The organism is Ulvibacter antarcticus (assembly GCF_003688405.1).
Lineage (GTDB): Bacteria > Bacteroidota > Bacteroidia > Flavobacteriales > Flavobacteriaceae > Ulvibacter > Ulvibacter antarcticus.
This window is the reverse complement of the sequence record NZ_REFC01000014.1, coordinates 40,734-65,876: the sequence shown is the minus strand read 5'-3', so window position 1 is coordinate 65,876 and position 25,143 is coordinate 40,734. Positions and strand designations below refer to the sequence as shown.

Annotated in this window: 26 protein-coding genes; 3 read left to right on the top strand and 23 right to left on the bottom strand. The window is 38.1% G+C overall.

Annotated elements, in window-relative coordinates; translation table 11 throughout:
* Positions 1 to 45: 45 nt before the first annotated feature.
* The 20 genes from BXY75_RS12060 to BXY75_RS11965 form a co-directional block, all read right to left on the bottom strand.
* Positions 46 to 411 (bottom strand): four helix bundle protein, encoded by a 366-nt coding sequence (locus BXY75_RS12060; protein WP_121908425.1) that lies wholly within the window; start codon positions 409 to 411, stop codon positions 46 to 48.
* A gap of 105 nt (positions 412 to 516) precedes the next feature.
* On the bottom strand, positions 517 to 1,812 hold the full coding sequence (locus BXY75_RS12055) for a dihydrolipoamide acetyltransferase family protein (protein WP_394347376.1): 1,296 nt from the start codon (positions 1,810 to 1,812) through the stop codon (positions 517 to 519).
* Between the two features lie 121 nt (positions 1,813 to 1,933).
* Positions 1,934 to 2,539, bottom strand: coding sequence for an acyltransferase (locus tag BXY75_RS12050; protein WP_121908018.1), 606 nt, complete (start codon positions 2,537 to 2,539; stop codon positions 1,934 to 1,936).
* Positions 2,540 to 2,649: 110 nt separating this feature from the next.
* Positions 2,650 to 3,402: an enoyl-CoA hydratase/isomerase family protein gene (locus BXY75_RS12045; protein WP_121908017.1), complete on the bottom strand. Its 753-nt coding sequence runs from the start codon at positions 3,400 to 3,402 to the stop codon at positions 2,650 to 2,652.
* 116 nt (positions 3,403 to 3,518) lie between these two features.
* Positions 3,519 to 3,779, bottom strand: a complete 261-nt coding sequence (locus BXY75_RS12040) for a GIY-YIG nuclease family protein (RefSeq protein WP_394347377.1) — start codon at positions 3,777 to 3,779, stop codon at positions 3,519 to 3,521.
* 140 nt (positions 3,780 to 3,919) lie between these two features.
* The gene (gene paaZ / locus BXY75_RS12035) at positions 3,920 to 6,415 is read right to left on the bottom strand and encodes a phenylacetic acid degradation bifunctional protein PaaZ (RefSeq protein ID WP_121908016.1); all 2,496 of its coding nucleotides are present in this window, start codon (positions 6,413 to 6,415) and stop codon (positions 3,920 to 3,922) included.
* Positions 6,416 to 6,522: 107 nt separating this feature from the next.
* Positions 6,523 to 7,125 carry a short chain dehydrogenase gene (locus BXY75_RS12030; RefSeq protein ID WP_121908015.1) on the bottom strand — a complete coding sequence of 201 codons (603 nt, stop codon included), beginning with the start codon at positions 7,123 to 7,125 and terminating at the stop codon, positions 6,523 to 6,525.
* Between the two features lies 1 nt (position 7,126).
* Positions 7,127 to 7,807, bottom strand: a complete 681-nt coding sequence (locus BXY75_RS12025) for a hypothetical protein (RefSeq protein ID WP_121908014.1) — start codon at positions 7,805 to 7,807, stop codon at positions 7,127 to 7,129.
* A gap of 10 nt (positions 7,808 to 7,817) precedes the next feature.
* The gene (pcaF, locus tag BXY75_RS12020; protein WP_121908013.1) at positions 7,818 to 9,032 is read right to left on the bottom strand and encodes a 3-oxoadipyl-CoA thiolase; all 1,215 of its coding nucleotides are present in this window, start codon (positions 9,030 to 9,032) and stop codon (positions 7,818 to 7,820) included.
* A 101-nt stretch (positions 9,033 to 9,133) separates the two neighbouring features.
* On the bottom strand, positions 9,134 to 9,994 hold the full coding sequence (gene ypfJ / locus BXY75_RS12015; RefSeq protein ID WP_121908012.1) for a KPN_02809 family neutral zinc metallopeptidase: 861 nt from the start codon (positions 9,992 to 9,994) through the stop codon (positions 9,134 to 9,136).
* An 88-nt stretch (positions 9,995 to 10,082) separates the two neighbouring features.
* Positions 10,083 to 10,487, bottom strand: a complete 405-nt coding sequence (locus tag BXY75_RS12010; protein WP_121908011.1) for a PaaI family thioesterase — start codon at positions 10,485 to 10,487, stop codon at positions 10,083 to 10,085.
* Between the two features lie 22 nt (positions 10,488 to 10,509).
* On the bottom strand, positions 10,510 to 10,887 hold the full coding sequence (locus tag BXY75_RS12005; protein ID WP_121908010.1) for a four helix bundle protein: 378 nt from the start codon (positions 10,885 to 10,887) through the stop codon (positions 10,510 to 10,512).
* Between the two features lie 20 nt (positions 10,888 to 10,907).
* On the bottom strand, positions 10,908 to 12,089 hold the full coding sequence (locus BXY75_RS12000) for a 3-hydroxyacyl-CoA dehydrogenase NAD-binding domain-containing protein (protein WP_121908009.1): 1,182 nt from the start codon (positions 12,087 to 12,089) through the stop codon (positions 10,908 to 10,910).
* Positions 12,090 to 12,134: 45 nt separating this feature from the next.
* On the bottom strand, positions 12,135 to 12,917 hold the full coding sequence (locus BXY75_RS11995) for an enoyl-CoA hydratase-related protein (RefSeq protein ID WP_121908008.1): 783 nt from the start codon (positions 12,915 to 12,917) through the stop codon (positions 12,135 to 12,137).
* A 151-nt stretch (positions 12,918 to 13,068) separates the two neighbouring features.
* Positions 13,069 to 13,569 carry a 1,2-phenylacetyl-CoA epoxidase subunit PaaD gene (gene paaD / locus BXY75_RS11990; protein ID WP_170152888.1) on the bottom strand — a complete coding sequence of 167 codons (501 nt, stop codon included), beginning with the start codon at positions 13,567 to 13,569 and terminating at the stop codon, positions 13,069 to 13,071.
* Positions 13,570 to 13,614: 45 nt separating this feature from the next.
* Positions 13,615 to 14,379 carry a 1,2-phenylacetyl-CoA epoxidase subunit PaaC gene (gene paaC, locus BXY75_RS11985; protein WP_121908424.1) on the bottom strand — a complete coding sequence of 255 codons (765 nt, stop codon included), beginning with the start codon at positions 14,377 to 14,379 and terminating at the stop codon, positions 13,615 to 13,617.
* Positions 14,380 to 14,519: 140 nt separating this feature from the next.
* A complete protein-coding gene (gene paaB, locus BXY75_RS11980; protein ID WP_121908006.1) occupies positions 14,520 to 14,804 on the bottom strand; it encodes a 1,2-phenylacetyl-CoA epoxidase subunit PaaB in 285 nt (94 codons plus the stop codon).
* Positions 14,805 to 14,867: 63 nt separating this feature from the next.
* Positions 14,868 to 15,824, bottom strand: coding sequence for a 1,2-phenylacetyl-CoA epoxidase subunit PaaA (paaA, locus tag BXY75_RS11975; RefSeq protein ID WP_121908005.1), 957 nt, complete (start codon positions 15,822 to 15,824; stop codon positions 14,868 to 14,870).
* Positions 15,825 to 15,907: 83 nt separating this feature from the next.
* The gene (locus BXY75_RS11970) at positions 15,908 to 16,981 is read right to left on the bottom strand and encodes a 2Fe-2S iron-sulfur cluster-binding protein (protein WP_121908004.1); all 1,074 of its coding nucleotides are present in this window, start codon (positions 16,979 to 16,981) and stop codon (positions 15,908 to 15,910) included.
* Between the two features lie 113 nt (positions 16,982 to 17,094).
* Positions 17,095 to 17,655, bottom strand: coding sequence for a TetR/AcrR family transcriptional regulator (locus BXY75_RS11965; protein ID WP_121908003.1), 561 nt, complete (start codon positions 17,653 to 17,655; stop codon positions 17,095 to 17,097).
* Between the two features lie 184 nt (positions 17,656 to 17,839).
* Here BXY75_RS11965 and BXY75_RS11960 point away from each other — a divergent pair, with 184 nt between their 5' ends.
* From BXY75_RS11960 to BXY75_RS11950, 3 genes are all read left to right on the top strand, one after another.
* Entirely contained in the window at positions 17,840 to 19,651 is a 1,812-nt protein-coding gene (locus BXY75_RS11960; RefSeq protein WP_121908002.1) for an aromatic amino acid hydroxylase, read from the top strand.
* Between the two features lie 27 nt (positions 19,652 to 19,678).
* Complete coding sequence (locus BXY75_RS11955) at positions 19,679 to 20,002, top strand: rhodanese-like domain-containing protein (RefSeq protein WP_317125249.1); 324 nt, start codon at positions 19,679 to 19,681, stop codon at positions 20,000 to 20,002.
* A gap of 75 nt (positions 20,003 to 20,077) precedes the next feature.
* On the top strand, positions 20,078 to 20,449 hold the full coding sequence (locus BXY75_RS11950) for an endonuclease domain-containing protein (RefSeq protein ID WP_121908001.1): 372 nt from the start codon (positions 20,078 to 20,080) through the stop codon (positions 20,447 to 20,449).
* A 221-nt stretch (positions 20,450 to 20,670) separates the two neighbouring features.
* Here the strand turns inward: BXY75_RS11950 and BXY75_RS11945 are convergent, their stop codons facing one another.
* From BXY75_RS11945 to BXY75_RS11935, 3 genes are all read right to left on the bottom strand, one after another.
* Positions 20,671 to 21,285 (bottom strand): DUF4230 domain-containing protein, encoded by a 615-nt coding sequence (locus BXY75_RS11945; RefSeq protein ID WP_121908000.1) that lies wholly within the window; start codon positions 21,283 to 21,285, stop codon positions 20,671 to 20,673.
* A 55-nt stretch (positions 21,286 to 21,340) separates the two neighbouring features.
* Positions 21,341 to 24,082 (bottom strand): carboxypeptidase-like regulatory domain-containing protein, encoded by a 2,742-nt coding sequence (locus BXY75_RS11940; protein WP_121907999.1) that lies wholly within the window; start codon positions 24,080 to 24,082, stop codon positions 21,341 to 21,343.
* Positions 24,083 to 24,186: 104 nt separating this feature from the next.
* Complete coding sequence (locus BXY75_RS11935) at positions 24,187 to 25,071, bottom strand: GLPGLI family protein (protein ID WP_121907998.1); 885 nt, start codon at positions 25,069 to 25,071, stop codon at positions 24,187 to 24,189.
* Between the last annotated feature and the right edge of the window lie 72 nt (positions 25,072 to 25,143).

Here is a 25,143-nt window from a genome sequence, read left to right as displayed (position 1 = left end):
TATTGTTGGATGGTTTGACCCACGACTTTTTGACTCACGACTCTGTTATTTATTCAGGTCGAATGTGTCCATAAAATTTGAAATTTTGCTTTGTACTTTTAAAACTTGTTCTTCGAGTTTAACAAATAAATCCTCACCAATGAAGTTTTGACGACGACATACATTTAGCTGCGTTTCCCATTCAAAAGCAGACCCTAAACTATCCTCTAAATATTTCAGAAAATGTTTATTTGTACGCTTACTTGAACCTTCAGATATATTTGACGCTATGGAAACAGAACATCGATTCATCTGTGATCTCAAGCCAAATTTTTCATAATCTGGAAGATTTGCTGTAAGCAAATAATTTTCATCAATCAATTCCATCGCTTCTTGCCAAATATGCAGTTTTTTAAAATTATGTCTTCTCATAATAATATTATTTCCTGACTCAATATTCTTTTTCCAACCTACAAATAACAATCGTCGTGTATCCTGGAGTGAACATAGAGAGCGATCGTGTCTCAAACAGTCGTATTAATACTTTCTTTTAAAGTCAAACTGCTCCATATTATCGGCGATTCTTCTTAAAAAAGAACCCGCTAAATAACCGTCAACAATTCTATGATCGAATGATAATGATAGATACATCATACTTCTAATTTCTATGGTATCACCTTCAGGTTTTTCGATTACCTCTGCGCGTTTTTTTATGATTCCGGTTGCCAAAATAGCAGCTTCCGGCTGATTGATAATAGGTGTTCCCATAATACTTCCAAAGGTACCTACGTTACTAATTGTAAAAGTACTCCCTTTGGTGTCGTCTGCTTTCAATTTATTATCGCGTGCTTTTCCAACCAGCTCATTCGTTTTGACTGCCAATTCAAGCAAATTTTTCTTATCGGCATTATGAACCACAGGAACTATTAGATTTCCGCTTGGTAGTGCCGTTGCCATGCCAATATTAATATCCTTTTTTACAATAATGTTTGTTCCATCCAAAGAAGAATTAATCATAGGAAAATCCTTCACAGCCTTTGCAACAGCTTCAATAAAAAGAGGTGTGAACGTGAGTTTTTCGTTATTTTTTTTCTGAAATGCAACTTTATTAGCGTTCCGCCATTGTACCATTTTTGTAAGATCTGCTTCCACATAGGCAGTAACATGTGGTGCTGTAGTTGCACTAAAAACCATATGATCTGCAATCATTTGTCGCATGCGATCCATCTCTACAATCTTCCCTTTTCCTTTATCAAACTTCAAATCAGGAATCTGAAATCCGGAAGGCTTTGCAACTGCCTGCGCAAACTGAAACGGACGTCCTTCATTCAAATAATTCGTTACATCGCTCTTTCGCAAACGCCCCTCTTTTCCACTCCCAGTAATACGTGCTAATTCTTCGTAACTAATATGATGCTTTCTCGCAACAGCATCTACTAAAGGGGAAATGAAAACATTCTCATTATTTTCCTTTGAAGGCAGGGATCTCATATTTACCTCCTTTTTTTTCTTCGGAAGGTCTTTCGTTTTTATGGAAGGCTCTTTACTCGAATTCCCTCTCTGTCCTTCGGACATCTCTCCCAGAGGGAGAGAATTAGTTTGAGTTGAGTCAGCACTTTTATCAGACATTTCCAAAATTGCAATCACTTCCCCTACAGGAACGACTGCTTTTGGTCCGAATTTATGTTGACGCATTGTTCCAGCGGCTGGCGCAGGAATTTCATTATCAACTTTATCGGTCGCTACTTCGCATAGAATATCACCTTCCTCAAAAGATTCTCCTTCCTGTACCAACCAATTGATAATGGTTCCTTCGGTAATTGATTCACCCATTTTGGGCATTTTAAACGCAATTTCTGACATAGTCGTCTTTCTTCTTTATTCTTCTTCTCGATACTATTTCAAAACTCCTTTTAGTCCTTTTGAAATCACTCGAAGTGATAGTGTTTCTTCTTTATTCTTTATTCTGAATTCTGAATTCTTCCAATGTCTTATAAAAATCCTCTTGAATTGGTCTGTGCTTCGGAATCTCACGTAATGGCTCTACTTCCCTCAAACTTTCATGGCAATCAGTTGGTAATTGCTGATATAATCTTGTTCCCGCTGTTTTCCAGGCTATCATTTCATCTGAAATTTCCTTGACCACTTTTGCAGGGTTTCCAACAATCAATGTTCGCTTCGAAAATACCGTTTCTGCCTTTACGAATGCCATGGCACCTACGATACACTCATCTCCAATTTCTGCATCATCCATGATCACGCTATTCATTCCGACGAGACAATTCCGACCTAGATTAGCACCGTGAATTACTGCTCCATGTCCAACATGCGCACCTTCCTTCAAAACGATCGATTTTCCCGGAAACATATGTACCGTGCAGTTCTCCTGAACGTTCACGCCATCTTCCAAAATAATCTCACCCCAATCCCCACGAATGGCTGCACCGGGTCCGATATAACAGTTTTTACCAATGATCACATTCCCGGTCACTGCTGCCAATGGATGCACGAAACTAGATTCGTGTATTACAGGTATATGTCCTTTGAATGAATAAATCATTTTTTAATTGTTAGTCTCTAGTTAATAGTTGTTAGTTAATTTTGTGAGTATTAAATTGATACAAATATCATTTTCTATTTCTACTCACTATATCTACCAAATACCAAATGTTATTTAAATCTCTTCAGTGTTTCTTTCGTAAATTCTGAAAGCACCAATCTTCCACTAATCACGGCGCGTTCAGCCAATAAGGTATCCCAATCTTCAGTGCCTTCCCACATGATCTTTTTCATTTCTCTCATAGCTTCTGGGTTATAATCGCATAAATTTTCTGCAAAAGCCTGAACTCCTTCGTCCAACGCTTCGGTCGATTCGAAAACCTGCGCATATAATCCTTTCTGACGTGCCCATTCGGCATCATAGAAGGTATTTGCGTCAATCGCGATTTGCGACATTCCTGTTAACCCTAACTTTCTCTGTACAGCCGGTCCAACCACGAAAGGTCCGATGCCTACATTCAACTCACTTAATTTAATAGCAGCAAACTTCGAAGCCATACAATAATCGGTTGCGGAAGCTACTCCTACACCACCTCCCACGGTCTTTCCTTGTATACGTCCGATTATGAATTTCGGGCATTTTCTCATCGCATTTATCACATTGGCAAAGCCACTAAAAAATACGCGACCTGTTTCTGCATCGTTGATATTGATCAACTCACTAAAGCTGGCTCCTGCACAAAAAGTGCGCTCTCCACCACTTTTTAAAATGATTACTTTTACTTCGTCATTCTCTCCAGCACTGTTGATCTCATCCACCAATTTAGCCAATATATCACCTGGCAAACTATTATGCGCCGGATGAAAGAATTCAATGGTTGAAATTCCTTTTTCTATGTTTTGTTTTACGTAAGGTTGTGTCATATTTATTACCCGCGCAGGCGGGTATCTTTTGATTAATAAACTAAATTTCAATTATCGCGCAGGCGGGTATCTTTTGATTGTTAAACTAGAATTTAGTATTATTCAGATTAAATAATTTATATTGAATGTAATTCATTCCATTCTGGGTTTATTTCTTCAATTAATCGAATTTTCCAATCACGATTCCATTTCTTTAATTGAGCTTCTCTTTTTAATGATTCTTCTTTAGTTTCAAAATTTTCAAAAAACACTAATTTGTCTAAATTATAACGAGCTGAAAAAGCTGAAGGATGGACTTTCCTTTTATGTTGATCTATTCTTCTTCTTAAATCTTTGGTCGATCCGATGTACAGCACTCCATCTGGTTTGTTTGTAATTATTCATACGCTCCATTTCATTTCTGTTTTAGATATAATTAAAATATTTATTCGAACTTAATCTAATAAACTATAAACTCATGTTATTAAATTACGTTAAAGTTCATGAGATTCCCGCTTTTGCGGGAATTTTGAGCAATTTAATCTTTTAGATTAAATTGCTCAAAATGATGATTCAAATGTTTTCTTTCTAGTAAATACCATTCAAACTTATTCAAATCACCAAATACAATGTTTTTCAATTTCACATCGGGATTTTCCTTGAAAAACGCAATATATTCCTCTCTCGCTTCTAATAATTTACTTTTTGCTGTTTCTAGATCGGGATGACTTAGCGCATCCAAAGTATCTTTTTCGAGCATCGGGAAATTTGTGTTCTTTGGAAACTTCTCGTAATTGTATAGGGATTCGAAAGTCTTTTCCAAATACTTCTCCGGCGTTGCTACTTCAAAATCCTGAAGTTCACCGGAAGCAATTTTATATGTCATTTCCAAATGCTCTATCATATGCTGTGGCGTCAGGATTCCCCATTTCGGTTTAGTGTCTGAAGTTAGTTTGCTCAAATATTCTGGGATATTTTCCGAAGTCATTTCAACAAAAACAGTTTGCTTTTTCTGAACCATGGTTAAAATAGTTGCGATTGCTACCAATTCATCTTCAGTATCAAAAACCTCAACATACCATTTTACGATTCCACTAGGAAGTTCTGTGCCTCGAGAGTCACGATCTATTTTTTGCTTACAAGTAAGACGAACGTAAACCGTATCGTTGTGATAAATAGGACGCAGGAATCTACATTCTTCCAGTCCGTAATTCGCTGCTACTGGACCTTTATTCGGATAAACAAACAATCCCGCCGCCGCAGAAATAATAAAATACCCATGAGCGGTTCGCTTTTCGAATATGCTTCCTTCAAGAGACGTGATATCAGTATGGGCATAAAAATGATCCCAAGTAATATTTCCAAAGTTAATAATATCGGTATCAGTAATAGTTCGTCTATGCGTTTTTAACGACATTCCCGGCTCTATATCTTCCCAATGATAGGCAAAGGGATGCTTTTCAGTCTCCTTATAATCTGCCATAGGCTGATAAATACCCGTCACTTCTGTTAGGGTTGTTGGAGAACCTTGAATCGCACAACGCTGTAAATAATGTTTTACACCTCGCAATCCGCCCATCTCTTCACCACCTCCGGCACGTCCCGGACCGCCATGAATTAGATTTGGCAATGGTGAACCATGTCCAGTACTCTGCTTGGCACTCTCACGATTCAGGATTAAGATTCTTCCATGATGTGATGCTGCATTTATAGTATATTCTTTTGCAATTTTATTATCGTTTGTAATAATCGAACTCACTAGAGAACCTCTCCCCATTTTCGAAAGCGTAATTGCTTCTTCCAAGGATTTGTACGGCATAATTGTACTTACAGGACCAAACGCTTCAGTAATGTGAGCAGCTTCATTTACTAAAGGATTGTCTTCACGGAGCAGTATTGGTTTAAGAAACGCACCTTTTTTAGAATCGGCTCCAATGGTCTCTACTTCGGAAAGATTTCCGTAGACAATTTCAGCCGTTTTAGCGATTTTATTTACTTGCTCGATTACAGATTTACGTTGAGCATCATTTACTAATGAGCCCATACGTACTTCCTTCAAACGAGGATCACCAATCGTTACCTTATCTAATGCTTTTCCAAGTGCAATCTGAACATCTTCAACTAATTTCTCCGGAACGATAATACGTCGAATAGCAGTACATTTCTGACCACATTTAACGGTCATTTCATTTCTAACTTCTTTAATAAATAGATCGAATTCGGGAGTCCCTGGCACAGCATCTTCTCCTAAAATCGAAGCATTTAATGAATCGGCTTCCATAGTAAAAGGCACTGATTCTTCCATAAGCCGTGGATGATTTTTAAGCTTTCTTCCAGTAACGGCAGAACCCGTAAAAGTAACGACATCCTGCGATTGAACCGTATCTAAAATATTTCTTGCAGTACCGCTAATAAGCTGTAAAGATCCTTCCGGAAGAATCCCAGATGCGATGATTTCACGTACAACAGCTTCCGTTAAATAAGACGTCTGAGGTGCAGGCAAAACAACAGCCGGCATTCCTGCCATCCAGTTTACCGCACATTTCTCTAACATTCCCCAAACCGGGAAATTGAACGCATTGATATGAACTGCAACTCCTTCACGAGGCACCATAATATGATGCGCCATAAATCGACCTCCTTTAGAAAGATCGATAGGATCGCCTTCAACATGATACGACTGATTAGGGAAAAGTTTCCGAAGAGAAGCATTGGCAAATAAGTTTCCAAATCCGCCTTCAATATCTATCCAGCTATCAATTTTTGTAGCTCCGGTTCTATAACTCAGCTCATAAAAAGCCTGCTTCTTTTTGGTAAGATACATCGCCAAAGCTTTGAGCATATTTCCACGCTCCTGAAAAGTCATTTTCCGAAGTGTGTTTCCCTTATCTCGTCCATACTGCAAAATAGATGCAACATCCAATCCTTCGGTAGTGACACTTGTAAAATGTTCTCCAGTAATCGAGTCAAGAATTGGGCTCCCTTCGCCTTTGCCATCCGTCCATTGTCCTTGTATGTAGTGCTGTGTTTTCATTGGTAATTAATAAATGAAAAAGTTTAAATTTTAAATGTAAAAGTAACGCGTCTTTAGGCTTTATCGATTTACATTTTGAAGTTTTAGATTTTTCGGTTTTATATTGTTTACGCTCTAATTCTAATTATTTCGCCATTGATTTTACCTTCTACGCATTTCACATAACCATCGGTTATTTTACGCATTGGAACGGGTGTATTACCCGGAAAATAATCTTTGTATTTTTCGTAAGCATCTTCTACTAAATCGGCTGAAACGACGTTTACACGTATTCCATTTTGCAGTTCTAATGCCACTGCTTTTGTGAAACTCTGAATCGCTCCATTGACCATTGCTGCACTTGTTGTCATATCCACCGGCTCATCGGCCAAAATTCCTGTGGTTAATGTTATGGATCCATTAGGATTTAAAAACTTGCGCCCGAGTCGTACTAAATTCACTTGCCCCATCATCTTACTTTTAATACCAATATAAAAGTCTTCTTCGGAAAGATTATCGAATTTATCCCATTTTGCATCACCTGCAACATTTACTATAGCATCAATCTTTCCTATTTTATGAAACATTGCTTGAATAGATTCCGAAGAAGCAATATCGACCGTTACATCCCCTGAAGATCTGCCTGCAACAATAACGTCATGCTTTTCAGAAAAACGTTCAGTTAATTTTTTTCCAATCGTTCCATTTCCTCCTATGATAAGTATCCTCATTCTAAATATCTTTTATTGGTTTTGTGGAATCCACTTTGAATATAGAATCGTCAATCTTGTACTCTTTAATCTCTGTTGCTGTTTTAGTTTCCTCTTTTATAAAATTATCATTAGAGATAGTTTTCAAAATTAAAAAAGGGTTTTGTTCTACAATCTCATCATAAAAACCATCTTTTTGATTCTTATGATTCTCCGGGTTTATTTTAAATTTCTTTGTAAAATAGTATGTAATGCTACTCTTTTCAACTCCATATGTGACAAACTCCGTTTTCATTTTAAAGTCATATCGAATACCGAAGGTCTTTAAATTCAAAATTGTCTCCTTCTCTACTTTTGTTGACTTATAATCCGCCATGACTTCATCTAATGAAGAATACGTCATTATGGTATCACCAGTCGAAATATGCGTTCCATAAAGCCTTTTTTCGATCGGATTGTGAATGATCGTTTTAACCGTATCTCCCTCTCTATTCAAAGTAACTTTTTTATAAAAACCATTCTTGTAGTACATAATTTCGGTCACACCATAATTCTCTTCAAGGAACTCAACAGTCGCATTTTTATGGATAGGGTCATACTCTAATTGATATGTCACTTTCCCTTCAAAAAAATCCTTCCTTTCAGGCGCCTGGAAGGCACTGATTAAGACCAATAGAATTAGAAAACTAATTACCCTCGTCATATTAAAACTTTTATATATTGACATTTTCTATTATCGCCGCATACCCTTGTCCCACGCCAATACACATGGTAATCAAGGCATACCTTTTCTTTTGTTCTTGCAGCTCTAAAGCCGCAGTATAGGCTAATCTGGCACCTGTAACTCCCAATGGATGTCCAATAGCAATTGAGCCTCCATTCGGGTTTATTCTCGGGTCGTTATCTTTCAATCCCCATTCGCGAATACATGCTAAGGCTTGAGATGCAAAGGCTTCATTTAGCTCGATGATGTCCATATCTTTCATTTTCAGACCTGCTTTCTCCAAAGCTTTGTTCGAAGCTTGAACAGGACCTATTCCCATGATTCTGGGCTCTACTCCAACCACAGCCGAACTTACTATTCTAGCGAGGGGTTTTAAATTGTATTTTTTTACAGCGGCTTCGGAAGCGATGATTGTAGCTGCGGCACCGTCATTTAATCCGGAACTGTTTCCGGCAGTGACACTTCCACCTTCTTTTTTGAAAGCACCTCTTAATTTTGCCAAGACTTCAATCGTTGTTTCCGGGCGAATGAACTCATCATCTTTAAAGATAATCGGGTCTTTTTTTCTCTGCGGAATTTCTACCGGAACTATCTCTTTTGCGAGTCTTCCATTTTTTTGTGCCTTAGTAGCTTTCATTTGACTATTGTAAGCAAAGGCATCTTGATCTTCACGAGAAATATTATACTTTTCCACAAGATTTTCAGCAGTATTCCCCATGCCTTCCGTGCCGTAAAGCTCTTGCATTTTCGGGTTTATAAATCGCCAGCCAAAACTCGAATCGTACATTTTGGAATCATTTCCGAAGGCAGAAGAAGCTTTCGCAATTACATATGGCCCACGAGTCATATTCTCTACACCACCGGAAATAAACAAATCTCCGTCCCCAGCTTTTATCGCCCGATTGGCGTGAATAATTGCTGACAGTCCGCTGCTACAAAGTCGGTTCACGGTTTCTCCAGGAACAGTAAATGGAAGTCCTGCCAACAAAAGTGACATACGAGCAACATTTCGGTTATCCTCTCCCGCTTGGTTGGCACATCCCATGATTACATCATCGTATGCTTCTTTTGGAATGTTCGGGTTTCTTTTTACAACTTCTGAAATCACTAAAGCCCCTAAATCGTCTGTTCGCAAGGCGCTAAGTGTTCCTTTGTAGTTTCCAATTGGAGTTCGCACTCCGTCTATAATGTATGCTTCTTTCAAAGTATAAATTTTAAATGATAAATGTAAAATGCAAAAGTGCAATTGAAATACACTTTTAAGTTTAATATTTTACATTTTTCGGTTTTACATTTTTAATTGTTCTAGTTTAAAATTGCTGAAAACGTATCTCCTAGTTGTATGTTACCAGATTTATATCCTTTCATAAACCACTCCATACGTTGCTGGGAAGTTCCGTGCGTAAAACTATCTGGCACGACGTCTCCCCGCGTTCTTTTTTGAATCGCATCATCCCCTACAGCATTTGCGGCACTTAACGCTTCCTGAATATCGCCTTCTTCCAAATAATCTTTGTTATAAAATGCCCAAAGTCCTGCATAAAAATCTGCCTGAAGTTCAAGTGCTACTGAAAGCTTGTTCGCTTCTGTTTCATTGGTTTGACGTTTCAATTGACTCACTTTTTGGTTAGTACCAAGTAAGGTTTGAACGTGATGTCCTATTTCATGAGCAGTTACATAGGCGATTGCGAAATCTCCTCCCTGAGCGCCAAAACGAGTTTTTAATTCATCAAAAAATGTCAAATCCATATATAGATTATGATCGCCCGGACAATAAAACGGACCGGAAGCTGAAGTGGCATTTCCACATGCGGAGCTTACGGCATCAGTAAATAAGACCATGGTAGGTTCTTCATATTGTCCCAAATTATTTTCTCTAAAGATCGTATTCCATACATCTTCAGTATCTGCTAGAACTGTCGAAACAAAACTTCCTACTTCTTTTTCTTGAGCGGTAAGCTCTCTTTGATCGACTTGTTGTGTTGATTGACTATTTCCTATTTGTTCGACTATAGGTGCAAGTTGTTGCCCCGTTTCACCGCCAAAAACCTGTAACAACAGTACTATTACTGCCACTGCTCCACCGCCTGCAACGAGCTTTCCTTTTGTGCCCATTCCTCTCCGGTCATCTAAATTATCACTTTGTCTTCTACCTTGCCATTTCATATTTTAAAAAATTATAGTTGATAATTATATTTTATGCTTAAAAGTAACCAACCCGCCTTGAAAATAGCAAGTGGCGCGTTTCACTTTTTTATTCCCAATCTTTCGAGGTTCTGTACACGACGCCTTTAAACAGCGCCACCAATTCGTCGCCTCTCTTTACTTCTACTACATTAAATCCGAGTTTGTTATTTACCTTCTCTATTACAGATTCGGCGATTAAATAATCACCTTCATTAAGCGCTTCAATATGGTTTATCGAAGTCTCAATAGAAACGGCATACTTACCATGGGTATTCGCTGAAAATCCAAAAGCCGTATCTGCCAAACTATAACTAATACCACCATGAGCTTTCCCCATACTATTCAACATCTCTTTTCGGACTGTCATAGCCACTTTACATCTGCCTAATTCACATTCCAGAATTTCAATACCCAGCCATTGACTAAAGGCGTCCTGACTTAGCATTTTATATGGAATAGCCTTTGAGTCCATAGGTCTTGGAGTTTTTGAGTTCCTACTTATTTAGTTTTGTTTTTAAGTACTTCTTATAAGAAGATATCATCTTGGATAACTCAGTTATATTTTCTCTGTTATGTTCATCCTGTTCAATTGAAATAAACCCTCTTAATCTCGCTTTTGTACTACAAACTACACATTCATGTGCACTATCCCAAGCAATTTGTAAATACCTATTAAAATTCGCGTCTGAAGATGCCGAACCTTCAGCAATATTATTCGCAATCGAGTCTGCGGCTCTAATAAATTGAGACGCCAATCGATAAGTTTCCTCTTTTGGAAAAATATTAATTTGGCCATTTACAGACTCACCAAAAGTTATCGCCTTCTGATATATCTTTAAATCTTCAAACTTGAAATAATATGTACTTTTCATTATTAATACTCACTAACTCACTAACTAAAAAACTTCTTATTTTCTTTCTTCATTTTTCGTAATAAAGGACTGCTTCGATATCTATCTTCATGATACATTTCATATAATTCATCCATTTTAGCAACACACCAATCGATTCCTTTTTCATCTGCCCAAGCCAATAATCCTTTGGGATAATTCACCCCTTTTGTCATTGCATTGTCAATATCCTCTGCAGATGCAATATTCCAAAATAATGCATCTGCCGCCTCATTGATAAGCATTATTAATACCCGGTCAAATATTGTTTGTGATAAAGTATCATTTTCAGGATTGGTTCTCGACTCCGCTCGAACTGACATTTGTCCCGATTCATCATATTCATAATACCCTTTTCCCGATTTTCTTCCTAAATAACCCGCCTCTGCAAACCGTTTCTGAGTGAATGCCGGCTTATATCTTGGATCGTAATAAAAGGCTTCAAATACAGTTTCGGTCACTGTGTAATTTACGTCATTTCCTATAAAATCCATTAGCTCGAAAGGTCCCATTCTAAATCCGCCTTTTGTTTTCAATGCCGAATCTATCGTGATAAAATCGGCAATTCCTTCTTCATAAATTCTAAGGGATTCTCCATAGAACGGTCGAGCAACTCTATTAACAATAAATCCGGGTGTGTCTTTGGCAATTGCTACTACTTTCCCCCAGTTTTTTATAGTTTCTTCGGAAGTCTTTAAGGTTGCTTTGGAAGTTTGTATCGCCGGAATAACCTCAACAAGTTTCATGAGGGGTGCCGGATTGAAAAAGTGAATTCCAACACAGCGACTTGGATCTTTTAGTGATGCTGCAATCGAAGCAATTGATAATGAAGATGTGTTGGAAGCAATGATGCATTTTTCAGAAACAAAGCTTTCAAGCTCCTGAAACACCTTCTTTTTAATCTCCAAATTTTCAATGATCGCTTCAATCGTAAGATCGGAATCTGCCAAATCTTTTAAGGTATTCACGTACTGAATGTTTTCCTCTATTCTGCTCTTTTCCGAAGCATCAATACGCCCTTTCTCCACCAACCGATTCATTATTTTTTCCAGACTTGCCTTAGCCTTACCCAAAGCTTCCGAATTTGTGTCGAATAATTTAACACTGCATCCGGCGGCGGCGGCCACTTGTGCAATGCCGCTTCCCATGGTTCCTCCTCCTATAATTCCTATATTTTTAATCATAATTTTTCCCTCACCTCAACCCTCTCCCCTAGGAGAGGGAGAAGTTTATTTTCCTTTAAAATTCGGTTTTCTCTTTTCCACAAAAGCATTTACACCTTCTGCATAATCTTCACTTTGAGCAGATTCTATTTGTAACTTAGATTCTAATTTGAGTTGCTCGTTGAGATCATTATTCATCGACTGATTCAACAATCGCTTTGTTAATCCGAGTGCTTTTGTCGGCATTTTTGATAGCGTTTCAGCAAGTACAAAATACTCGGCGCTAAAGTCTTCCGAAGAAAACACCTTATAAACCATCCCCATTTTTTCCGCATCATGAGCTGACACCTTATCACCTAACATCATTAATGCTGATGCTTTCTGAAAACCAATAAGACGTGGTAAAAAGAATGTTCCAGCACTATCAGGGATCAATCCAATTTTGCTGAAAGCTTGTATAAAACTGGCTCTTTCCGAAGCAACCACCACATCACAAGCTAATGCGATATTAGCACCAGCACCGGCAGCCACCCCGTTCACAGCTCCAATTATTGGTTTTTCTATAGATCGAATTCGCTTTACAATTGGATTGTAATGATCATCCAATATACTTTTGAATCCAGGATTAAGCTCCGGATTTGTAATCTCCTGAATATCTTGTCCCGCACAAAAGGCTTTCCCTTCTCCTGTAATTACGATAGCTCTTACTTCAGGGTTTTTTTCGCAGGCATCCAGTTCATCTTGAAGTAGAAATGCCATTTCCTTATTGAAGCTATTAAAAACTTCAGGGCGATTAAGCGTTAAGATTGCTATGTTATTTACAATTTTAGTGATTATGCTTTTATTCATTGTTTAATTTTGTTTTTATCTTCTTACTTCCATCTGTCCGCGTTAGGGATAGAGGCTTTGTTGAAGCTCTCCCGATTGCGATCGGGAAGCGACTGCCGAAAGCCCGACCCTCTGATGCCGCCTGCTGCGGATAAAGAGGGGAACGCCCAAATTATTTTAAACATTTAAAATAGTCGAAAGGTTCCAGGCAATCATCACACTTAAAAAGTGCTTTACAAGCTGTAGAACCAAACTGACTCACCAAATGTGTATTGGTACTGGCACATTGCGGACATTTTACAAGTTTTTTATCTCCTAACAACACATCTTTGTCATGCGTTTCTGAAAGCGGTCTCGCGATTCCATATGCCTCCATCTTTTGAAGCCCTTTCTCACTAATCCAATCGGTAGACCAGGCTGGTGCCAATACTAATTCTACCTCAATTTCTTTTCCAATTTCCGAAAAAGCCTTTTTTAGATCATCGCTAATTACATCCATGGCTGGGCAGCCAGAATATGTTGGCGTTAGTTTGATCTTAACTACACCATTTTCTTCAAAAGCTTCCCGAATCACTCCTAGATCTAATACAGACAATACAGGTATCTCAGGATCTGAAACGGACTCCAGGATCGGAATTAGATGTTTTTCGATATGTACTGTTTGAGTTAACAAGATGCTTGGTTTATTTCATGAGATTCCTGCCTTCGCAGGACTTTATTACCACGTCATATTTGGGAAGGTCTTCTGCATATATTGCAAATCGGCCAATATATATCCCATATGTTCTGTGTGAATTCCTTCTTTTCCTCCTTTAGCAAAATACTTACTTTCGGGAACGGTTAGTGTCGCTTCTTTTAGCACTTCGGAAACTTCTTTATAATATGCTTCTTTGAATTTTGAAACATCCACTCCAATACCAGCTTCAGCCATTTCTGTATCTGCGGCTGTCATCTGAAACATCTCGTTCGTATATCGCCAAAGATCATCAATGGCTTCCTGCATTTTTCCGTGACTTTCTTCTGTACCATCTCCAAGTCTTTTTATCCAGTCTGAAGAGAAACGTTTATGGTAACTCACTTCTTTAATTCCTTTGTTAGCAACAGCACGTAGCGTTTCATCCTTGCTTTTCTGAAGCTCTTTCATCATCATTAAATGATAAATATCAAACAAAAATTGTCTCGCCATAACATAACCAAAGTGGGTGTTAGGTTGCTCTACCAACAATATATTTTTGTATTCCCTTTCTAAACGTAAAAAGGCAATATCATCTTCCGATTTACCAGCTCCTTCAACTTTTGCTGCATATTGATAATAGCTTCGCGTTTGTCCCAACAAATCCAATGATATATTGGTAAGTGCAATATCTGTTTCCAAATTCGGACCATGACCGCAAAGTTCTCCTAATCGCTGTGCAAGGATTAGCGAGTTATCGGCGATGCCGAGGATGTAATTGTATAGATTTCCTCTCTGTCCTCCAGACATCTCTCCCATAGGGAGAGAATTATTATCATTTTTGGTGCTGTTCATTTGTAATTCTTTTGATGTAATTATCCTGAAATTATCACCTTAGTTTTTTGATCAAATTTCATTGAGTTATCATGAGATTCCTGCCTGCGCAGGAATTACATATGCTTCACCTCATCGGGTAAGTCATAGAATGTAGGATGACGGTAAATTTTATCCTGGGCAGGTTCAAATAATTCACCATTATGTTCTGGGTTTGAAGCAGTGATATTGCTACTTTCTACTACCCATATGCTTACTCCTTCATTACGGCGGGTATAAACATCACGTGCATTTTCCATAGCCATATCAGCATCTGCTGCATGTAGACTTCCAAAGTGACGGTGTTCGAGTCCGTTTTTTGATCGAACAAATATTTCCCAAAGTGGCCAGTTTTTTTTCATAATTATTATTCCCTCACCCTCTGTCCCTCTCCCAGAGGGAGAAGGAAGTAGCAAGGATTTTTTTTAGCTTACTTTTTTTAATTTCTTTTTTTCTTTCTTTTCGGCATGTGCCATTGCGGCATCTCGCACCCATTCTCCGTTATCCCATGCGTTTACACGCGCATTCATACGCTCTTTATTACAAGGACCATGACCTTTTACAACTTGCCAGAATTCATCCCAATCAATTTCGCCAAAATCATAATGACCCGTGGCTTCGTTGAATTTTAAATCAGGATCTGGAACTGTAAGTCCTAACAAATCGGCTTGCGGCACTGTTTGGTCTATAAACTGCTGACGCAATTCGTCGTTCGACTTTCGTTTTAACTTCCATTTCATCGATTGTTCGGTATGAACAGACTCTGCATCTGTAGGTCCTAACATCATTAAACTAGGCCACCACCAACGATTTAATGCATCCTGCGCCATTGCTATTTGCTCTTCAGATCCTTTAGAAAGGGTAAGCATTATTTCAAATCCTTGACGTTGGTGAAAACTTTCTTCCTTACAAACACGTACCATGGCACGTGCATAAGGTCCGAAAGAAGTATTACACAGAGGCACCTGATTGATAATTGCAGCACCATCAACCAACCAGCCTATGGCCCCCATATCTGCCCAAGTTACTGTTGGATAGTTAAAAATTGAAGAATACTTCGCCTTCCCAGTATGTAATTGCTCGTACAATTCATCACGAGTAATCCCTAAGGTTTCACAGGCTGAGTATAAATATAATCCGTGACCGGCCTCGTCCTGAACTTTTGCTAATAAGGCAGCTTTTCGTCTTAATGAAGGAGCTCGGGTAATCCAATTTCCTTCCGGCAGCATTCCTACAATTTCGGAATGTGCATGTTGCGACATTTGTCGGATGTGTGTTTTCCGATATTTTTCCGGCATCCAATCCTTAGGTTCAATCTTCTCATCCCGCGCTATACGTGCTTCGAAAATTTCTTCCAGATTCTTAATTTCTTTCTCGCTCATAATAATAAATTTTAAGATTAGGCAATAAAAGCCCTCTCAGTCATTCGGACATCTCTCCCAGAGGGAGAGAACTGTTTATGACACTATACGTCGAAGTCTACTTTTACTTTGTATGAAGTAGGTACTGATTGGCAGCTTAACACCAAATTCTGTGCTACTTCTTTTTCTTCCAAAGCATAATTTACCTTCATTTCTACACTGCCTTCCAAAACTCGACATTTACAAGTACTACAGACTCCTCCTTTACATGCAAATGGCAAATCGGCCCCTGCTCCTAATGCGGCATCCAGGATATTGTCGTAATCTTTAGTCATGGTAAACTGAAATTCCTTTCCACCATCAACTATAGTGACTTCTACTCCTTCTACGTTTTGTTGCGCAAGGCGTTCAGCTCTTTTTTTGTCTTCTTCGGAAAGCCCCGTTACAAATAATTCAAAATGAATTAAATGTTTCGGAAGCCCTGCCTTTATAAGGTAATCACTCACATAATTTACCATTTCTTCAGGACCACATAAAAACACTTCACTGGTATCCGGGACATCAATGAAGGTTTTGGATAATACTTTCATTTTTTCATCATCGAATCTACCGTTGAAGAGTTCGATATCTCGTCGCTCTTTCGTTAAGAAATAATAGATTTCAAAACGACCGAAGTAGGCGTTCCGAAGCTGCTCCAATTCCTCTTTAAAGATAATGGATTTCGCTGTCCTATTCACATAAAACAATTTGCAAGTTGCCTGTGGTTCCGAGGCTAAATGCGTTTTAACCATTGATAAAACAGGAGTAATTCCACTACCCGCGGCAAAAAACAAATAATTCTTGGCATTTTCTGGCTCCGTATCTACTCCAAAAGTACCACTTGGTGCCATTATCTCCAGTATATCACCTGTCTGTAAAGTATCATTTACATAGGTCGAAAACTTCCCTTCCGGAATTAGTTTTACTGCAACTTTCCAATCATCCTCCAAAGGACTCGAACACAAGCTATAGGATCTTCTTACATCTTCTCCATTTATATCTGCCTTAAGCGTTAGGTGCTGCCCTTGCCTGTATTTAAAATCTGACTTAAGCTCCTCTGGGATTTCAAAAGAAATTACCGAACAATCGCCAGTCTCCTTATAAATATCCTTAACTTTTATATTGTGAAATTTCGCCACTTTGTTTGTCGTTATTAGCTGCAAAACTAACGATTGTTAGTTGATTTTGCAAAAATTTATCTAATTGTCAATTGAGCCTTATAGTTTCTGAAATGAATTAGCATTTATATTTGCTATATCATCCCTTTTATAAGCACTTCCACCATGTCTTTTTTAAGCACATTCACATCCAGTTTTCCTCTTTTCTGAAACCATAGATGTAAGGTTCTTAAAGTTGAAAGTATAGAAAACAAGATAACCTCCGGATGTCTTGGCTTAAACTCTCCTACTTCAATACCTTCTTTTATGATACTTCGGAAATTTGCTTCATAATCCTCTCTCATCTTTACAAAAGCATCTAAATCTTGGTTTTCTAGATGCATCCAATCGTTGTTTAAAGCAGCTAGGCCTTCGGAATAATTTACAGTAACATCAATATGCAGTATTATTAAATCCTCAATCTTCTGAAGCGGACGAGTGGGCTTATCTAGCACAGAACTCATTCCAGATGTAAATTCATAAGCTACCTTTAGTATTAATGTTGAAAGAATTTCCTGCTTCCCTGTTATATGATTATATAAACTTGCCGCCTTAATTCCCATTGCCTGTGCAATATCTCGCATCGAGACAGCATTATACCCTTTCTCTTTAAATAGTTGGGATGCTACACTAACAATTTCTTCCTTTCGGGTCATAGTTTTCATGTAGATGCAAGATACTAAATCTTGATTGATAGTTGCGTTAGGGATAGAGGCAATCTACCCCGCCTGTGCGATGGATGTGAAATGACAGGCGTGTAGTGCTGAAAGCCCGACCCTCTTTTGCTTTTGTAAAAAGCGATAGAGGGTAACGCCCAAAAAAGTATTATTTTTGAAGTCTATGGAAGACAAGATTGTAACCAACGAATTACTGGACAGGTTACCTCCGCATTTAAAGCAGTACATAAAACCGCAAAATTACGAACAATATAGTCCGATAAACCAGGCAGTTTGGCGCTATGTGATGCGTAAAAATGTGGATTACCTGAGTCGGGTTGCTCATGAAAGCTATATGGAGGGGCTTCGGAAAACCGGGATTTCCATCGATGAAATTCCGTCGATGTATGGCATGAACCGAATCTTGAAAGAAATTGGTTGGGCAGCGGTTGCAGTTGACGGATTTATACCGCCTAATGCTTTTATGGAGTTTCAGGCGTATAAAGTTTTGGTGATTGCGAGCGATATTAGACAACTTGAAAATATTGAATACACGCCGGCACCGGATATCATTCATGAAGGCGCAGGACACGCACCCATCATCGCCAGTCCAGATTATGCTGAATATTTGAGACGTTTCGGAGAAGTGGGTGCCAAGGCAATTTCAAGTGCACACGATATTGAGATGTATGAGGCTGTTCGGGAACTTTCTATTTTGAAGGAGAGCCCTCCCCCTAGCCCCCTCCCAGAGGGAGAGGGGAAATTATCTGATTCACTGAAAGAATATTTAAAACGTATAGAAGATGCAGAAAATCGTGTCACTGATCTTCAGAACAAAAAAACAGAAGCTTCTGAAATATCTTTAATTAGAAATTTACATTGGTGGACTGTAGAATATGGAATGGTAGGTACAGTAAAAGAACCGAAAATCTATGGCGCAGGACTACTTTCTTCAATTGGCGAAAGTACCTGGTGCATGAAACCGGAGGTTAAAAAAATAGCATATTCTATCAATGCGGCTTATCAGGACTTTGATATTACAAAACCTCAGCCTCAACTTTATGTAACTCCAGATTTCGCCTACTTACAAGAGGTGCTTGAAGAATTCGCCAATACAATGGCAGTGCGAAAAGGTGGATGGCGCGGATTAAAAAAATTGATACAATCTAAGCAGTTAGGAACAATTGAATTAAGTACCGGACTTCAGATTAGTGGGCATTTTAAACGAATGATACAAAATGAGGACAACGAAGTTGTTTATTTCGAAACTGAAGGGGAAACAGCACTTTCTTATAGAGAAAAGGAAGTTATAGGTCATGGAGTAAGCCGTCATCAAAATGGATTCCGGTCGCCTTTGGGCAAACTGAAAGGTATAAATCTAGCAATTGAAAATATGGGTCCGAGAGACCTGCAAGCCTACGATTTTTACGATGGAAAGTCAATTGGTTTTGAATTTGAAAGTGGCATTACTGTAAAAGGATTGAACGTTACAGGAATGAGGAATCTTAGAGGAGAACTGATGCTAATTCAGTTTACGAATTGTACCGTGACCTATAAGGATGAAGTTTTGTTCACGCCGGAAATGGGTGATTTTGATATGGCCGTAGGAAAAGAAATTGTTTCGGCATTTGCTGGAGCAGCCGATTATCTTTCATTCGATCTCGTGAATCATGTAAGTAGTTCTAAGACATTACGGACAAAGCCTTCAGAAAAAGAAAATGAGCTGAATGAGATGTATCGAAAAGTGAGGGAGATTCGGGAAGAACCCTCACCTAACCTCTCCCAGAGGGAGAGGAATGCGCTTCTTGAGATTTATGAGTTGGTTGAAAGGAATCACACTAACGATTGGCTTTTGCCTTTGGAGATTTATGAGTTAACTAAGGCCGATGAAGTTTTAAAATATTTGATGGATTTAAAGATTCGTAGGCCTAAAGTGGCTCATTTAATAGATAACGGACTGTTGTTGATTGAAAAACAAAACACGCTAATTAAATAATTTACTTACTTAAAAAATATCCGCTTGATGGCGGCACACACTATGGGATTATTAGATTTTTTATTTGGAAATAAGAGTGCAAAAATTAAAGACTTTCAAGACAGGGGTGCAATAGTAGTGGATGTCCGCTCTAAAGGAGAATATGCCGGTGGTGCTATTCCCGGATCGAAGAACATTCCGTTGCCCACCATAAGCGCAAAGCTTAATGAGATAAAGAAATGGAATAAACCGGTAATTCTTTGTTGTGCCAGCGGAATGCGAAGTGGCAGTGCTACCGCAATCTTAAAAGGTAGTGGTATTGAAGCCATGAATGGCGGTGGATGGTTTAGTTTGAGCCAGAAACTTGGTTAGAATTTAAATAATTAGCTTTCCCCTCCTAGTTTAGGAGGGGTGCCGAAGGCGGGGTGGTAGAAGCACAAAACACTCATGAAAAAGAAGATCCATAATCGGAAACAGCTCGAATCTTTTAGAAAAGAATTACGCAACAACGCAACTACTTCTGAAAAGAAATTATGGAAAGCCTTGCAAAAATCTCAATTGGAAGGAAAAAAATTCCGAAGACAACAAAGTATCGGAAATTATATTGTTGATTTTTATTGTCCGACAGAGCGCCTTATCATAGAATTGGATGGAGAAGTTCATAATAATAGCGTGAATCAAGATTATGATTTTAAACGTACTACTTACTTAGAGTCGCTAAATCATACGGTACTACGTTTTCAAAATGAAGAAGTGAAAAACTCTATTGATTTAGTTTTAGAAAGAATAAAGTTTGAGTTTTCAGATAGTGATTCTTGACCACCCCGCCTTCTCAGACGAGATTCTCCTAGTTTAGGAGGGGGAAATCATTTGTGAAACGGTATTACCCTTTAAATAATTGTAATTTAAAATTCTACTCGAACTGGATAGAAAAAAGAGAATTAGATTTCATTTCGTGATTTTTAACCACCCCGCCTTCGGCACCCCTCCTTAAAAAAAGGAGGGGAAAGCTCTTTTCTTCCATTAAAATGGAAGTTGCTTTACATTTTTATTTTCTGAAGGTCGTTTTCTTCGGAAATGGATTCGCCTTGATATTGCAACTTCCAACCCATAGAATTGGTGAGGATGTAAATTTTTTGCAATTCTGAAATAAGACGGTTCTGTGCGTTTGAAGTTAATTCTGAAGCTTCAATCTTTTTTTGCAATGAAGCTTCAACTCGCTTTTTAATTTTATTATAATCGGATGCGTCAAACTGATTGAGATAATCCTGAGTCACATCATAGTATTCGATATTCGGGTTAATTGTTAATTCCGGTTCCGGGATTTTTAGGATAGTTACAGTTTTTGTTGCTTCATCAACCTCGATTTCTATCTTGCTTAGATCATATGCAATTGTTGCTTTAGCATTCACTACTACCAAAGCTTTTTTGCGGGCCGACAAAACGTCGAAATAGAATTTTTTTGAGTCTTCGTAGCTAAATACCTGAGCATAGGATCCTTCGGTCACCACTAATTTTCCAACGTTTTTTATTTCTTTCTGGATAAGTGCCGTGTTGGCTTCCAGCCGTTCCCTTTCGTCCTTGTTGTGTTCACAATATCGAAGTCCGAAAACCAGAACCAATGTAATCACAATTCCGAAGAGAATATTACGCATTTTATAGAAATTAGATTTAAGACACTAGATGTTAGACCTTAGAAAGATAAGCAATTTAAAGATCATACTTCACCACAAGCATCACGATTCTGGGGAGTACGAAATACTGTGAGGTGGTATTATATTGGTCATTAAAACTATCATTATTTATGGAAGAGGTGTCTAAAATATTCGTTGCTTGAACAGCAAACTCCCATGGACTTTCGCCCTTACGGTAAAATAGATCTGCATTCACGAAAGAGTAACTATTTTCAACTGTCTTGGCATTATTGGTGTACTTATAGTAATCCCATTCGGCTTGAAAATTAAAGTCTTTTAGAAAGCGAACATTTATACTAGCAAAGGGTCTGTTTGTAAAAAATGTCTGTGTTAATCCGCCATTATCATATTCACTGGCCAGATATCTGTATCCTAGCTCAAAATTAGGCCAGTCTTTAAAATTAGATATCACGCTGGCACGATAGTTTTGGGTTAAACTTTTACTTTCCAATATGGTTGAATTGACTGTATTAAAAGTATTCGTCGAAGCCAGATTTGCATTTAAGGTAAACTGTAATTTCTTTATTCTTTTACTGAAGCGACCGGATATTGAAAAAGTTTCATCTGGGAAATTACTATTGATGTTAAAAGGACTACTCACCTGACTTATCCCTTCAATTTGAGAAATAGTTTTAATTGCGTCTATCTTTCTGGCGTAGTTTATGTTTCCAAATATGTTGATATTATTAAATAGATTAAAACTGAAGTAGGAAAGGCTGTATGTCTGTGATAAGGAATTCTCCAACTCTCTATTACCTCGAAAAAGTCGGTTATAATCGTTAAATACATAGCCCCGGGCATAATCGTTAACATCAGTATATTCTGAAGATATTGCGTAATTAAATCGGATATTTTCGCTCTTTTTTAAATCCAGAATTATATTTACTTCCGGCAAAACTGCCCAATCATTCTGATTGGCACTGCTTCCTAATGGTTCATTTTTCAGGCTATAATTATGGAGCGTTACTCCAGGTGTAAGTGTAAATTTTCCCGTTTTTAGCTTGTAATGCAACCCGAAGAAGGCATCAGTTAAACTATACTGAACATCGTTGTTGAAATCCTGTTCATCGAATGAATTTTCATTTCCATTATCAAGAATTTGAAAAATTCCCGAATTAAATTTTTGGCTACTAAAAGTACTTCCGACGGTAAAATTAAGGTTACTTGTATTATTCAAAATATAGTAGTAATCAATTTTAGCATCCAATTTACTCGTCTTGATATTTTTATTTTGATTGATCGAATACCGCTCCGACTGCTCGAGAGGATCGTAAATATCTAATGTCGGATTGGTCTCATCTATTACGGTGGTAAATACTCCTCTAAACGGAACTATATCTTGTGCCGCACTGTAAAATGGATCTTCATCCTGATACAAGTATTGTGCTTGCCCCGCAAAAATATTCTTATCATTGAGCGTATAATAAGCATTCACATTCTGATTAATAGAAAAGGGGGTTATTTCTTTCTCTTCGGAAATGTTATTTTCAAAGGATTGAACGACAGACAAGGTAGTAGCATCCTCTGTCTGTTTTGAAAATTTCACCAAGGCATCGTAATCCATCTGAAAATCTTTACTTGGCTTATACACACTGCTTAGCTTGAACATTCCTAATTGGCTCCGTTGATCATTCGTGCTAGAGGTGTTTTCGGTAGCTCCGGTAGCAATAAATTGACGTATAGAATTATTGACAATTCCTGTTTTATTATCAGATAGTATGGCAAAGCCGCTCACATCAAGATTATCAGTAACTGCATAACTAAAATTCCCGGCTAAAAATTTCGTATCTAATTCACTAGCCTTATCGTTCTGCGCCACAGCAAATCCAAGATCGCTATCCTGTATATTAAAATTTGTACCTCCGCCTCGATTAAAATTTCTAAATCCGCCAGTAAAGCTGAAGTAATCCCTGAAAGTAAATGGCACTTCTCCTATGTTATTAAAATCGGTGATAAGGTTGATGCTGTATTTCGGACTGTAATAGAATAACTTGGGATGTACTAAATATTTCCCTTCCTCATCGGCAACGCCTCCTCCTGCGGTCATTTCCCCGAACCAGAAATTCTTTTTTCCTTCTTTTAGTTTGATGTTAACCGCGACATTATCGCCATCATATCCTAATCCGCGCATCTGATCTACTTCATTATAATTTCGAAGCACTTCTATCTTATCTACTGCATCGGCAGGAATATTTTTTGTTGCTAATTTTGAATCACCATCAAAGAAATCTTTTCCTTCGACCATGACTTTAGACACTTTTTTACCTTCAACCTCAATTTCCCCATCTTCATTTACTTCCACCCCAGGTAATTTTTTCATCACGTCCCCAAGCTTACGCTCATCTCCTGTAGTAAACGAATCGGCGTTGTAAATAATGGTATCTCCTCTAACAGTTACTGGCATTTCATAGACAATTTCCACTCCGTCTAGTTCGGCTGCCTGTGAATTTAACACGAAAGTAATTTCCATATCCTCTGCATCTTCTGGAACCACGATCGCCCTAGCTTTAGATTCATATCCTAAAAAACTAGCTTGTAAAGTGTAGCTATTATTCTTCGGAAGATTTAACTGGAAACGGCCTTCATGGTTTGTAATTGCATAAGACTCAATCGCACCGGAAGATGTCACAGTCGCAATAACATTAGCAAGTTCAAGAGGAATTCCAATACTGTCTTTTATGGCTCCTCTTAGCTTAATTGATTGGGCTGAAGCAAAATAAGTAGTGAGAAGTAAGACTGCAACAAGTAGTTTTTTCATAGTTATAAATCAGCAAAAAAGGCTCGAATTCCTTATGTTTAATAACGTTACTCTACGAGCTTTTGAAAGAATAGACTAATAATTTATATTTTATTATTAAGTGATTATTGACCTCCAAATCTTCTTCCGCCGCCGCGACCGCCTTTAAAATTTTCGCGCATCTCCTCAGTTTTTTCTTTTACTATTTTCGTGTATTCTTCACGAGTAACTTCCTTTCCTTTGGTCGGAGCTTCTATTTTTTCTGATTCTTTCGGATTCATAACAATTTTAGAACATAACAAGGTCGTTCTGTAAACATTTAACTCTAAAATCAATCCAGGCAATCCTGAATACTCTCCTGGACCTTGTCCAACAGGAATCTGCGGAGTATACCATGCGGTGACCACTACTTCTTTTGGGATCTCGATCTCATCCATAGGGTCTACAATATCTGTACTGTCTTTTTTTACTTCCGATTCCCCCTTATCGCCTGCGTTACGTTTACCTCCCCGTGGACGTGCCATGGAAAAATCATTCGGATTTACCATTTTTATGGCTGTAGCTTTGAACACTATATAGTTACCAATTGTTTTTGATTCTTTTCCTAATTCCCATTTCAGGGTTTGAATGGTATCTTTCACCAGAAACTGTTTTCCGAAGAATTCATTCTCCTCAACAAGTATATTAGTTTCTATATTTTTATACTGAGGTCCGGGTGTAAAACTACCCATCATCATTTTAAAACCTGGATTTCCTTGTCCAGTTTCTAATTTCTCTTCCTCTTTATAGATAGATTCCTTGTTTGAAAATGTAAGAATATATGTTTTCTCAAGCATACTTTTCATTCGCTCAGCAATCATATTTTTCATCTCTGGCGTGATTTCCCTACCTCCTCCAAAGGCATCCAGATCTACAGTAGTTTTAGACTCATAATAGGCCTTTCCACTTATATTTTGTGAATAAATAAGAGTTGTGAATAATAGTAGGAAAAGCAAAGTAAACAGTTTCATATTGCGAATTTTTTATTTAATCTAGCGAGAATTTGATAGTTCCAGACGCCATCTTTAGACAATAATAACACC

Excerpts from the sequence above, each read along its gene's own strand:
- BXY75_RS11965 (WP_121908003.1), bottom strand. The coding sequence starts at position 17,655 with ATGACCCGAAAGGAAGAAATTGTTAGTGTAGCATCCCAACTATTTAAA.
- BXY75_RS11940 (WP_121907999.1), bottom strand. The coding sequence starts at position 24,082 with ATGAAAAAACTACTTGTTGCAGTCTTACTTCTCACTACTTATTTTGCT.
- BXY75_RS12045 (WP_121908017.1), bottom strand. The coding sequence starts at position 3,402 with ATGACACAACCTTACGTAAAACAAAACATAGAAAAAGGAATTTCAACC.
- paaZ (WP_121908016.1), bottom strand. The coding sequence starts at position 6,415 with ATGAAAACACAGCACTACATACAAGGACAATGGACGGATGGCAAAGGC.
- BXY75_RS12055 (WP_394347376.1), bottom strand. The coding sequence starts at position 1,812 with ATGGGTGAATCAATTACCGAAGGAACCATTATCAATTGGTTGGTACAG.
- BXY75_RS12005 (WP_121908010.1), bottom strand. The coding sequence starts at position 10,887 with ATGAAAAGTACATATTATTTCAAGTTTGAAGATTTAAAGATATATCAG.
- paaA (WP_121908005.1), bottom strand. The coding sequence starts at position 15,824 with ATGAGCGAGAAAGAAATTAAGAATCTGGAAGAAATTTTCGAAGCACGT.
- BXY75_RS12000 (WP_121908009.1), bottom strand. The coding sequence starts at position 12,089 with ATGATTAAAAATATAGGAATTATAGGAGGAGGAACCATGGGAAGCGGC.
- BXY75_RS11960 (WP_121908002.1), top strand. The coding sequence starts at position 17,840 with ATGGAAGACAAGATTGTAACCAACGAATTACTGGACAGGTTACCTCCG.
- BXY75_RS11995 (WP_121908008.1), bottom strand. The coding sequence starts at position 12,917 with ATGAATAAAAGCATAATCACTAAAATTGTAAATAACATAGCAATCTTA.
- ypfJ (WP_121908012.1), bottom strand. The coding sequence starts at position 9,994 with ATGAAATGGCAAGGTAGAAGACAAAGTGATAATTTAGATGACCGGAGA.
- BXY75_RS11945 (WP_121908000.1), bottom strand. The coding sequence starts at position 21,285 with ATGCGTAATATTCTCTTCGGAATTGTGATTACATTGGTTCTGGTTTTC.
- BXY75_RS11935 (WP_121907998.1), bottom strand. The coding sequence starts at position 25,071 with ATGAAACTGTTTACTTTGCTTTTCCTACTATTATTCACAACTCTTATT.
- BXY75_RS11955 (WP_317125249.1), top strand. The coding sequence starts at position 19,679 with ATGGCGGCACACACTATGGGATTATTAGATTTTTTATTTGGAAATAAG.
- BXY75_RS12030 (WP_121908015.1), bottom strand. The coding sequence starts at position 7,125 with ATGAGGATACTTATCATAGGAGGAAATGGAACGATTGGAAAAAAATTA.
- BXY75_RS12010 (WP_121908011.1), bottom strand. The coding sequence starts at position 10,487 with ATGGACTCAAAGGCTATTCCATATAAAATGCTAAGTCAGGACGCCTTT.
- BXY75_RS11950 (WP_121908001.1), top strand. The coding sequence starts at position 20,078 with ATGAAAAAGAAGATCCATAATCGGAAACAGCTCGAATCTTTTAGAAAA.
- paaB (WP_121908006.1), bottom strand. The coding sequence starts at position 14,804 with ATGAAAAAAAACTGGCCACTTTGGGAAATATTTGTTCGATCAAAAAAC.
- BXY75_RS12060 (WP_121908425.1), bottom strand. The coding sequence starts at position 411 with ATGAGAAGACATAATTTTAAAAAACTGCATATTTGGCAAGAAGCGATG.
- BXY75_RS12050 (WP_121908018.1), bottom strand. The coding sequence starts at position 2,539 with ATGATTTATTCATTCAAAGGACATATACCTGTAATACACGAATCTAGT.
- BXY75_RS12025 (WP_121908014.1), bottom strand. The coding sequence starts at position 7,807 with ATGACGAGGGTAATTAGTTTTCTAATTCTATTGGTCTTAATCAGTGCC.
- paaC (WP_121908424.1), bottom strand. The coding sequence starts at position 14,379 with ATGTCTGGAGGACAGAGAGGAAATCTATACAATTACATCCTCGGCATC.